This is a genomic window from Actinomadura sp. CNU-125 (assembly GCF_001942465.1).
Taxonomy (GTDB): domain Bacteria; phylum Actinomycetota; class Actinomycetes; order Streptosporangiales; family Streptosporangiaceae; genus Spirillospora.
The window spans coordinates 18,908-30,127 of the sequence record NZ_MKJY01000602.1; the positions used below are offsets into that span (position 1 = coordinate 18,908).

The 11,220-nt window shown below is 71.6% G+C and carries 9 protein-coding genes and 2 pseudogenes; 10 read left to right on the forward strand and 1 reads right to left on the reverse strand.

Going from position 1 to position 11,220, the window contains the following annotated elements:
• The first annotated feature begins 99 nt into the window (after positions 1-99).
• Entirely contained in the window at positions 100-555 is a 456-nt protein-coding gene (locus BJF79_RS49805; RefSeq protein ID WP_075907537.1) for a carboxymuconolactone decarboxylase family protein, read from the forward strand.
• Positions 556-672: 117 nt separating this feature from the next.
• On the opposite strand, the gene BJF79_RS49810 is transcribed toward BJF79_RS49805, so the two are convergent.
• A complete protein-coding gene (locus BJF79_RS49810) occupies positions 673-1,482 on the reverse strand; it encodes a crotonase/enoyl-CoA hydratase family protein (RefSeq protein WP_075907538.1) in 810 nt (269 codons plus the stop codon).
• A 155-nt stretch (positions 1,483-1,637) separates the two neighbouring features.
• On the opposite strand from BJF79_RS49810, the pseudogene BJF79_RS49815 reads away from it, so the two are divergent.
• From BJF79_RS49815 to BJF79_RS49855, 9 genes and pseudogenes are all read left to right on the forward strand, one after another.
• Positions 1,638-3,196, forward strand: a pseudogene (locus BJF79_RS49815) (acyl-CoA synthetase).
• A 267-nt stretch (positions 3,197-3,463) separates the two neighbouring features.
• The gene (locus BJF79_RS49820; protein WP_316043600.1) at positions 3,464-4,114 is read left to right on the forward strand and encodes a Zn-ribbon domain-containing OB-fold protein; all 651 of its coding nucleotides are present in this window, start codon (positions 3,464-3,466) and stop codon (positions 4,112-4,114) included.
• Positions 4,114-5,147, forward strand: a pseudogene (locus BJF79_RS68220) (thiolase domain-containing protein). Before BJF79_RS49820 ends, BJF79_RS68220 begins: the two are co-directional and overlap by 1 nt.
• Positions 5,147-6,304, forward strand: coding sequence for a thiolase domain-containing protein (locus BJF79_RS49830; RefSeq protein ID WP_075907539.1), 1,158 nt, complete (start codon positions 5,147-5,149; stop codon positions 6,302-6,304). Before BJF79_RS68220 ends, BJF79_RS49830 begins: the two are co-directional and overlap by 1 nt.
• A gap of 39 nt (positions 6,305-6,343) precedes the next feature.
• Complete coding sequence (locus BJF79_RS49835) at positions 6,344-7,912, forward strand: acyl-CoA synthetase (protein ID WP_075907540.1); 1,569 nt, start codon at positions 6,344-6,346, stop codon at positions 7,910-7,912.
• A 243-nt stretch (positions 7,913-8,155) separates the two neighbouring features.
• Entirely contained in the window at positions 8,156-8,635 is a 480-nt protein-coding gene (locus BJF79_RS65130; protein ID WP_262403729.1) for a MarR family winged helix-turn-helix transcriptional regulator, read from the forward strand.
• A gap of 61 nt (positions 8,636-8,696) precedes the next feature.
• Complete coding sequence (locus tag BJF79_RS49845; protein WP_075907541.1) at positions 8,697-9,083, forward strand: hypothetical protein; 387 nt, start codon at positions 8,697-8,699, stop codon at positions 9,081-9,083.
• A gap of 53 nt (positions 9,084-9,136) precedes the next feature.
• A complete protein-coding gene (locus BJF79_RS49850; protein WP_075907542.1) occupies positions 9,137-10,777 on the forward strand; it encodes a serine/threonine protein kinase in 1,641 nt (546 codons plus the stop codon).
• 213 nt (positions 10,778-10,990) lie between these two features.
• Positions 10,991-11,220, forward strand: a 230-nt coding sequence (locus tag BJF79_RS49855) for a transposase (RefSeq protein ID WP_143221039.1), incomplete at its 3' end; no start/stop codon positions are given.

Consider the following 11,220-nt stretch of genomic DNA (forward strand, 5'->3'; position numbering starts at 1 on the left):
CAGGACGCACGGCGCGCCGGAGAGGTAACGGCCGCGCCGACGTTACCTCTCGCGCCGTCCGCTCGTCGTAGTGCCGTCCAACCGACCGAGGAGGAACGAATGACGGCACGTATCCAGAACGCGGAGAGCCAGCCCGACATCATGAAGGGCGTCCAGCAGCTGTACAAGGAGGCGTACTCGGGGGGAGTGCCGCAGCGGACGCTCGAACTGGTGCATCTGCGCGCGAGCCAGATCAACGGGTGCAGCGCGTGCGTCGACGCCGGGGCGACCGGCGCGGCCAAGGCCGGCATCGACTCCGCGAAGCTGCTCGGCCTGGCCGCCTGGTACGAGAACCCGCTCTTCGACGACGCCGAGCGCGCCGCGCTCGCGCTCACCGAGGCCGCGACCCGGCTCGCCGACCGGCCCGGCGCGGTCACCGACGAGATCTGGGCCGAGGCCGCGCGGCACTACGACGAGCGGCAGCTCGGGTCCCTGGTGCTGATGGTGGCGCTCACCAACTTCTTCAACCGGATCAACACCACCTTCCGCGTGCCCGCCGGGACCAAGTGGGACTGACGCCGAGTCGCGCCCGGCTCCCGGCCTCCGGCGGTTCGGAGGCCGGGCGCCGACGGCCGCGGGCCGGGGCGCTGGTCGCAGGCGGTGCCGTCGCCGTCCCGGTCCGGGCGCGGACGGTTACTTGCCCTTGTACTCGGGGGCGCGCTTCTCCTTGAACGCCTTGGAGCCTTCCTTGGCGTCCTCGGAGCCGATGACGGGCCAGCCGATCTCGTCGGAGATCTTGAGGGCCTCCTCCTCCGGGAGGTGCTCGGTCTCGCGGTAGGTGCGCAGGATGGCCTGGACGGCGAGGGGCCCGCACTCGGCGATCTGGTCGGCGAGTTCGCGGGCGGCGGCGAGGGCCGTGCCGTCCGGGACGATCTTGTTGATGAGGCCCATGTCGAGGGCTTCGCGCGGGGTGACCGAGCGGGCGGTGAGCAGGATGTCCATCGCGTTGGCGTAGCCGATCTGGCGGGGCAGCCGGATCGCCGAGCCGCCCATCGGGAACAGGCCGCGCTTGGCCTCGTAGAGGCCGAGGGTGGCGCTCTCGGCGACGACGCGCAGGTCGGTCCCGGCGAGGAGTTCGGTGCCGCCCGCGACGGCCCAGCCCTCGATGGCGCAGATGAGCGGCTTGGTGGGGCGCCCGTCGCGGAGCAGGCCCTTCCAGTGCCAGTTCTCGATGCGGTCCATCCGCGCCTTGATCTCGGGGTCGGACGGCGGCTGGCCCATCGCCTTCAGGTCGGCGCCCGCGCAGAACGTCCCCTCGGCGCCGGTGAGGATCCCGACCCGGACGTCCGGCTCGTCGGTCATGTACTGCCATGCCTCGGCGAGGCCGAGCAGCATGCTCCCGCTGAACGCGTTGCGCGCCTCCGGCCGGTTCATCGTGACGATGACGACGTGACCGTCGCGCTCGACGGTGCAATGCTCGGTGCTGATCGGCAGCCGTTCCACGGCGGTCCCTCCTACAGGCGGCAAAACAAGAACAGATTCTAGTAACAGTCTTCCCCGGCCGTAGGTCTTGCTCTGCAAAACAAGAACGTGATCTACTTTTCCCGTCGAGGCGCCGAGTGTGACGGCGCTCACCCGTGCTCACGGAGGGAGATCCGATGGGAGCGTTGGGCTTTTGGCGGTTGGCGCAGGCCGATCCCGAATGGGTGGCCGCCGTCGACCCGGACGGGACGCGCTACACCGCGGGCGATCTGCTCGCCCGGGCGAACCGGCTCGTCCACGGGCTGCGCGGGCTCGGCCTGGAGAAGGGCGACGGGGTCTGCGGGCTCGTTCCGAACGGCGTCGAGGGGCTGGTGCTCTACCTCGCGACGCTGCAGGCCGGCTGGTACTACACGCCGATCAACTGGCACCTGACGGGGCCGGAGATCGGTTACATCGTTGAGGACAGTGAGGCGAAGGCGTTCTTCGTCCACGAGCGGTACGCCAAGGAAGGCGCCCGCGCCGGTGAGGCGATCGAGGCGCACCGGCGGTTCGCGTTCGGCGCGGTCGAGGGGTTCCGCCCCTACGACGAGCTGGTCGAGGGGCAGCCGGACGGCCTGCCGGACGATCGCACCAACGGCGCGACGATGCACTACACGTCCGGGACGACCGGACGGCCCAAGGGCGTCAAGCGCGCGCTGATGGGGATCGACCCGGACGACAGCGCGGAGCTGCTGTCGTTCCTGCTGGGCCTGTTCGGCATCCCGCCGGGGCGTCCGGCGGGCGGCGCGGACCAGGCGCACCTGATCACGTCGCCGAACTACCACACGGCCGTCACGCAGTTCGGCGGCACGGCCCTGCACATGGGGCACACGCTCGTCTATGTGGACAAGTGGGACGCCGAAGACTGCCTGCGGATCATCCAGGAGCATCGCGTCACCAACACCCACATGGTGCCGACGCACTTCAAGCGGATGCTCGCCCTCCCGGAGGACGTGCGGAACCGGTACGACGTGTCGTCGATGAAGTGGGCGATCCACGCGGCGGCGCCGTGCCCGGTCCCGATCAAGCAGCAGATGCTCGAATGGTGGGGCGACTGCATCTGGGAGTACTACGCGGCGACCGAGGGCGGCGGGACGATCGCGAGCCCCGCGGACTGGCGCGAGCACCCCGGGACGGTCGGGAACGCGTGGCCGATCAGCGAGCTGCTCATCGTGGACGATGACGGCGAACCCGTCCCGGCGGGGACGCACGGCACCATCTACATGAAGATGGCCGGAGCGGACTTCGAGTACAAGGGCGACCGGGAGAAGACGGAGAAGGACCGCCTCAAGGACCACTTCACCGTCGGCGACATCGGCTACCTCACCGAGGACGGCTTCCTGTTCCTGTCGGACCGCAAGTCCGACATGATCATCTCCGGCGGCGCGAACATCTACCCCGCCGAGATCGAGAACGAGATCACCCTGCATCCCAAGGTCGCGGACGTCGCCGTGTTCGGCATCCCCGACGAGGAGTGGGGCGAGCAGATCAAGGCGGTCGTGGAGCCCGCGGAGGGCGCCGCGCCGGGGCCGGACCTCGCGGCCGAGATCCTCGCCTCCCTGGAGGGCCGCTCGCGAAGATGAAGTGGCCGAAGACGATCGACTTCATCGAGACGATGCCGCGCGAGCCGAACGGCAAGCTCCTCAAGCGCAAGCTCAGGGACCCGTACTGGAAGGACCGTGAGAGTGCCATCTGACGTGAACCACGTCGTCGAGTTCCCCGGCGGCTACACCCGTTCGGTCGGCCCGGTCATCGGTCGGTTCCTGAGCGAGCTGCGGGACGGCCGCCTGGTCGGGATCCGGACGGGCGGGGGCCGCGTGCTCGTGCCGCCGACGGAGTACGACCCCGACACCGGCGACGACGTCACCGGCGAGTTCGTCGAGGTCGGGCCCGCCGGGACCGTGACCACCTGGTCGTGGGTGCCGCGCCCGGCGAAGGAGCACCCGTTCGACCGTCCGTTCGCGTGGGCGCTGATCCGCCCGGACGCGCCGACACCGCGCTCGTCCACGCGCTGGACCTCGGGGTGTTCGACGTGGGCGCGGAGCCGCCGAAGACGCTCAAGTCCGGGATGCGGGTGCGGCCGAAGTGGCGGGCCGAGCGGACCGGCACGATCGGCGACATCGAGTGCTTCCTGCCCGAGGTCACGATGATCAACCCGCAGGCGAAGCTGGAGTACCGGCTGAGCGGCGGCCGCGCCCTGCGCCGGTACCTGGAGGGGATCTCCGAGGGCCGCATCATCGGCAACCGCTGCCCGGTGTGCGAGGCGGTCATCGTCCCGATGAAGGAGACGTGCCCGCGCGACGGCGTGCCGATGGCCGAGGAGGTCGAGCTGCCGGACACCGGCACCGTCACCACGTTCGCGGTCAACAACATCCCCGACCCGCGGGCGCCCGAGGTGCCGTTCGTGTCCGGGTACGTGCTGCTGGACGGCGCGGGCGTCACGCTGCTGACGCTGATCGCGGGCGTCCCGGCCGACCAGGTCCGGATGGGCCAGCGCGTCCGGGCCGCCTGGAAGCCCCGCGAGGAGTGGGACGCCAGCGTCGGCAACATCAAGTGGTTCGAGCCCATCGACGAGCCGGACGTCCCCTTCGACGAGATCAAGGACTACCTCTGATGCGAGAAGTGGCCGTCGTCGCCTTCACGCAGAGCGAGCACAGCGGCGAGGACCAGGGGCTGCTGGAGACCGAGATCCTCGCCCCGGTGATCGGCGAGATCAAGGAGCGGACGGGCCTGTCCCGGTTCGGGTTCACCTGCTCGGGGTCCTGCGACTACCTGCAGGGCGCGCCGTTCGCGTTCGTGTCGGCGCTGGACACGATCGGCGCGTGGCCGCCGATCTCCGAGAGCCACGTCGAGATGGACGGCGCGTGGGCGCTGTACGAGGCGTGGGTGAAGCTGCAGATCGGCGAGATCGACACCGCCCTGGTGTACGGGTTCGGCAAGTCGACGCAGAACGACGTCCGCGCGATCTTCACGCAGCAGCACGACCCGTACTACCTGGCCCCGCTCGGCGTCGACCACGTGTCGCTCGCCGCCCTCCAGGCCCGGGCGTACATGGACAAGTCGGGTGTCAAGGAGGACGATCTGCGCGCGATCGCCGCACGGTCCCGTGCGGCCGGCCGCGGCAACCCGTTCGCCCTCGACCTGCCCGACCCCGCGGACGGCGCCGGCTACGACTCGCGCCGCTGCGCGAGCACGACGTCGCACCGCTGACCGACGGCGCCGCGGCGATCGTCCTCGCGGCCGGCGACAAGGCGCGCGAGCTGTGCGAGCGTCCCGCGTGGATCACCGGGATCGACCATCGCGTCGAGCCGCACTCGCCCGGCGTCCGCGACCTGACCCGGTCGGAGTCGACGCGGATCGCGGGAGCGAAGGCGGGCGCGGCCGGAGTCGACGTCGCGGAACTGCACGCCCAGTTCAGCCACGAGGAGCTGATCCTGCGCGAGGCCCTCGGCCTGGGCGACGACGCCACCGTCAACCCGTCCGGCGGCGCCCTCGCGGCGAACCCGCTGATGGCGGCGGGCCTCATCCGGATCGGCGAGGCCGCGTCCCGCATCCACGACGGGACGGCGGCGCGGACGCTCGGGCACGCGTCGTCCGGTCCCTGCCTGCAGCAGAACCTCGTGTGCGTGATGTCGGGAGAGAAGTGATGGGCAACTCCTGTGCGGTCATCGGCGTCGGGCAGACGCAGTACAAGACCAAACGCCTGGACGTGTCGATGGCGGGGCTGCTGCGCGAGGCGGCCCGGCGGGCGCTCGACGACGCCGGACTGACCTGGGGCGACATCGACGCCATCGTGGTCGGCAAGGCCCCCGACCTGTTCGAGGGCGTGGTCATGCCGGAGGTGTTCCTCGCGGACGCGCTGGGCGCCGCGGGCAAGCCGCTGATCCGGGTGCACACCGCCGGTTCGGTCGGCGGCTCGACCGCGATCGTCGCGGCGAACCTCGTCCGCAGCGGCGTTCACGACCGGGTGCTCACGCTCGCGTGGGAGAAGCAGTCGGAGTCGAACGCGACGTGGGCGCTGACGGTGAACTCGCCGTTCACGACGTCGCTGGTGGTGGGCGCGGGCGGCTACTTCGCCCCGCACATCCGCGCCTACATCCGGAAGTCGGGCGCGCCCGAGCACATCGGGCATCTCGTCGCCGTCAAGGACCGGCAGAACGCGCTGCGCAACCCGTACGCGCACCTGAAGATCCCCGGCATCGACCAGGCGATGGTCGAGTCGACGCCGATGCTGTGGGAGCCGATCCGCTACCTCGACACCTGCCCGTCGTCGGACGGCGCGTGCGCGATGGTGCTCGCGTCCGAGGACGCGGCGAAGAAGGCGCCCGGCAAGCCCGCGTGGGTGCAGGCGACGTCGATGCGCTCGGAGCCGATGACGTTCTCGGGCCGCGACAACGTCAGCCCGCAGGCCGGCAAGGACTGCGCCGCCGACGTCTACAAGCAGGCCGGCATCGCCGACCCGCGCCGCGAACTCGACTGCGCCGAGGTGTACGTCCCGTTCTCCTGGTACGAGCCGATGTGGCTGGAGAACCTCGGGTTCTGCGGCGACGGCGAAGGCTGGAAGCTCACCGAGTCGGGCGCGACGGCGTTCGACGGCGACACCCCGTGGAACCCGTCCGGCGGCGTCCTGTCGTCCAACCCGATCGGCGCGTCCGGGATGATCCGCTTCGCCGAGGCGGCGATGCAGGTCAGCGACCGGGCCGGGGAGCACCAGGTGGACGGCGCCCGCCGCGCCCTCGGGCACGCGTACGGCGGCGGCGCCCAGTTCTACGCGATGTGGATCGTCGGCAGCGAGAAGCCCTGACCCAACCCCGTCCCTTTACCCCCCTTCGGAGGGCGTCCGATGGAGTACAACCACGCTGACCTGTTCGAGGGAGTCGCGGACGCGATCGGGGACCGGATCGCGCTGGTGTGCGGCGACCGGCGGCTCACCTACGCCGAGCTGGACGAGCACGCGAACCGGCTCGCGCACCACCTGGCGGCGTCCGGGGTCGAACCCGGGCAGCACGTCGCCGTCCAGCTCTACAACGGCGTCGAGTACGCGGCGGCGCTGCTGGCCGCGCTGAAGATCCGCGCCGTGCCGATCAACGTCAACTACCGGTACGTCGAGGGCGAGCTCCGCTACGTCTACCAGGACTCCGACAGCGTCGCGCTGCTGTACGACGTGGAGTTCGAGGAGCGGGTCGCGGCGGTCGTCCCGGAGGTCCCCCGGCTGCGGCACCTCATCGCCGTGGGAGGGACCCCGTCCATCGACGGCGCCGTCCGGTACGACGACGCGGTGCGGGACGCCGACGGCGGCCGCGGGTTCCCGCCGCGGTCGGGCGACGACACCTACATCGTCTACACGGGCGGCACCACGGGGATGCCCAAGGGCGTCATGTGGTCCACCGAGCAGATGCTGTTCGCGTTCTGGAACCCGACGTTCCCGCGGCCGAACCGGCCCGAGGACGTCGTGGAACTGGCGCGCACCTCGGGCCCGATGGTGATGATGCCGATCGCGCCGCTGATGCACGGCGCCGCGCAGATGGCCACGTGGATCGCGTGGTGCATGGGCGCGACGCTCGTCTACGAGCGCAAGTTCGACGCGGGCGAGGTGTGGCGGACGATCGCGCGCGAGAAGGTCAACTCGCTCACCGTCACCGGGGACGCGATGGCGATCCCGATGGCGGACGAACTCGCCCGCGGGGGCCACGACACGTCGTCGCTGCTGGCGTTCGTCTCCACGGGGGCGATCCTGAGCGGTTCCGTCCGGGAGCGCCTGCAGGGGCTCCTCCCGAACAGCATCATCCTCGATCGTTTCGGCTCGACCGAATCCGGTTCGACGGCCGAGGCGGTGTCGGGATCGTCCCCGGAGAAGGGCCTGCGGTTCGCGCCGGACGTGGAGAACGTGACCGTCCTGGACGACGCGCTGCGCCCGGTGAAACCGGGGTCGGGCGTCGTCGGGCAGGTCGCGCGCAGCGGGTACATCGCGCACGGGTACTACAACGACCCGGAGAAGACCGCGAAGACGTTCCCCGTGGTGGACGGCCGCCGCTGGCTGCTCACCGGCGACATCGCGACGGTCGGGGAGGACGGCTCGATCGCCGTGTTCGGCCGGGGCTCGCAGGCGATCAACACCGGCGGCGAGAAGGTGTTCCCGGAGGAGGTCGAGGCCGTCCTCAAGGGGCATCCGGGGGTGTACGACGCGGTCGTCACGGGCATCCCGGACGAGCGCTGGGGCAACCGCGTCGCGGCCGTGATCCAGCCGTCCGGGGACGCGCCGCCCGCCGACGACCTCGACGCGCACTGCCGCCGGGAGCTGTCGGGCTACAAGGTGCCGCGCACGTACGCGTTCGTGAAGGAGATGAAGCGTTCCCCGGCGGGGAAGGCGGACTACCGGTGGGCCAAGCAGATCGCGGAGGAGGCCCGCTGAGCCGTCCGGCGGATGCGGACGGTGGCCTGTAGAAGGCGGTGCCCGTATGGGTCGGCCCCGAGCCTTTGTGAGGTTCGGGGCTGCCTGACCCACTGTTAGCGGGCCTAACGAAAACCATGATAGGGCCGTCCGGATACAGGTCTCGTCACCTCCGGCCATGACCTGACCCACATGCCTCCGGGCCGCGGATCGCCGCTCGCTAAACTCTCCGAACGCTCCACTCGCGAGAGGACGGAGGTGGTCGTGGCGACCCCCGAGCACGGACGGACGCCCGCCGAACTGCTGGTGTCGGCGATGCGGCGCGACACCATGTACGCCGTCCTGCTGCACCACGCGACGGCCGCCAAGTCCGGGATGAACGTCACCGACGCGCAGTGCGTCAGCGTGCTCGCCCTCGACGGCCCGCAGACGCCCGGCCGGCTCGCGAAGCTGATGGGGATCACGACGGGCGGCGCCATCACCGCCGTCATCGACCGGCTGGAGAAGTCCGGGCACGTCCGCCGCACCCGCGACCCCGACGACCGGCGCCGCGTGATCGTGGAGCTCGTCCCGGGCGCCGCCGCCCGCGCCGGCCGGTACTTCGAGCCGCTCGCCCGGCAGGTCCACGAGCGGCTCGCCCGCTGCACCGACGAGCAGATCGCCTTCCTCCTCGACTGGTTCGGCGGCAGCAACGCCGCCATGCCCGACGTCATCAAGGAGATCCGCCGCATGCCCGGCCGGTGAGCCCGCGCGGCGTGGCGAACGACACTATTGGACGACGTGTCGCACATGGCAGACTGCCCGCATGACCGAATCGTCCAGTGCGCGGTCGTCCAGTGCGCACCGCAACCTCGCCGCCGCCATGGCGGCCATGGGCACCCTCCACATGGTCGCGCCGAAGCCGTTCGACGCCCTCGTCCCCGAGCGGCTGCCCGGCAGCGCGCGCACCTGGACCTACCTCAGCGGCGTCGCCGAACTCGCCTGCGCCGCCGCGGTCGCGTACCCGCGCACCCGCCGCGCCGGGGCGCTCGCGACCGCCGGGCTGATGGCGGCGGTGTACCCCGCCAACATCAAGATGGCCCGCGACTGGCGGCACCGCGCGCTCCCGCTGCGCGCCGCCGCCTACGGCCGCCTGCCCTTCCAGGCGCCCCTCATCGGCTGGGCCCTGCACGTCGCGCGCAAGGCCCGCTGAAGCGGCCGATCCGGCCGTGCGCGAACCGCGCGCGCAATGAGATCATGCCCGGCGTGGAACCACTGCGCCCCGAAGACCCCACCGAGATCGGCGGATTCCCCCTGCTCGCCCGCATCGGCGCGGGCGGCATGGGCCAGGTGTACCTGGGACTCGCCGACGGCGGACGGCACGTCGCCCTCAAAGTGATCCGCGAGGACTTCGACGGCCCGCAGGCGCTCGCCCGCTTCCGCCGCGAGGTCGCGACCGTCGAACGGGTGCGCAGCCGGTTCGCCGCCGCGATGGTCGGCGCGGGCCTCGCCGACCCCCCGTACTGGCTCGCGACCGAGTACGTCCCCGGCCCGACGCTGCGGCAGGCCGTCGCCGAGCACGGCCCGCTGCCCACCGGCACCTGCCTGCGGCTGCTCGCCGCCCTCGCGCACGGGCTGCTGGAGATCCACCGGCAGGGCGTCCAGCACCGCGACCTCAAGCCCGGCAACGTCATCCTCGCCCCGGACGGCCCGCGCCTCATCGACTTCGGCATCGCGCGCGGCGAGGGGCAGACGCAGATCACCCAGACCGGCGCGTGGAACGGCACCCCCGGCTACGTCGCGCCCGAGGTCGTCCGCGAGCAGCAGCCCGTCCCCGCGTCCGACGTGTTCTCCCTCGCCGGGACCGTCGCCTACGCCGCCACCGGCCGCCCGCCGTTCGGCGGCGGCCGCATCGAGGCCCTCATCCACCGGACGCTCAGCGGCGAGATCGACGTCGCCGGAGTCGACCCGCGCCTCGCCGAACTCATCGGGCTCTGCGCCGCGAAGACCCCCGACGACCGGATCCCGCTGGAGGAACTGTTCCGGCGGACGGCGTCCGAGGGCGCCCTCGCCGACGACCCCGACTACCGGCGCGCGGTGGGCACCCCACGTACCGTCCCCGCCCGGCTCGAAGACGCGATCGCGACGGGCCTCGTCCCGCCCGAGCGCACCACGACGGGCCGCGGGCCGGGGATGCGGTCGCGCGCCGCCGTCATCGCGGCGGGCGCCGCGGCGGTCGTCGTCGTCCTGGCCGGTGCCTTCGGCGCCCGCGTGGTCCTCCAGGACGACGGGACGAACGGCGCCGCGCAGCCGTCCGCGCAGCCGTCCGCCGGTACGACGGGCACCGGGAACGGACAGGCGGCGGGCGGCTCCACCACCGGCCCGGACGGTTCCGCCACCGGCTCCGACGGGACGCCCGCCGGACGGACGCCCGGCCCCGACGGCCGTCCGCCGGACGAACTCCTCGTGAAACAGCCCACGACCGACTACCAGCAGACGACCTACTCCGCGACCGATCACCGGTGCCTCCCCGCGCTCCGTCCCGAGGACTCCGCCCGGCAGAGGCAGATGCAGATATCGGCGCCCCGGGTTCCGTACACCGAGAAGACCGTCAAGTTTGGTATGCGGCACAAGTGGGACACACCGGCGGGCTACTACGTGGCGGCCGAGGTGCGCGTGCCGCGCGGCGCGCAGATCGGCAACGGGGTGAGCGGTGCCGCGAGGAGCAAGCCGCAACTGGTCTCGGACGCCGACTGGGTCTACCTCAACTACCCCACCGACTTCGAGTGGTCCGGTTCGGGCGGTGCGTACCCGCTGATGAAGGGCACCTGGACGATCGTCTGGCTGCACGTCCACCCGAACGGCGACGCCTATTACATCGGCTGCGACGGCTTCACGGTCGCCTGACCCGCCCGAGACCGCCCTCCCAGAGGAAGGCCGGGAAAACGCGGCTCGGCACCACCGTGACGGCGACTTCGGCCCGCTCACCTTCCAGGCGGCCTTCGGCGCCTAGGGCGTGTCTCGAAGTCCGGTGTGTGACGGTGTGTCGTGATCGTCAAACAGCGAGGTCTCCGGTAGAGGGTTCATCGACCAAGAAAAACCTGAACCACCGGAGACCTCGTGGCCACCCTAGCGGTGACGAGGCGGCACGACCTGACCGATGAGCAGTGGGCGCGGCTGGAGCCGCTGCTGCCCGCACCCAGACGTCCGGGCCGGCCCTCGAAATGGACGAAACGGCAGCTCATCGACGGTATCCGCTGGCGGGTGCGTGTCGGTGCCCCGTGGCGGGACGTGCCCGCCTGCTACGGCTCCTGGCGGGCGGTGTACTCGCTGTTCCGCCGCTGGCAACG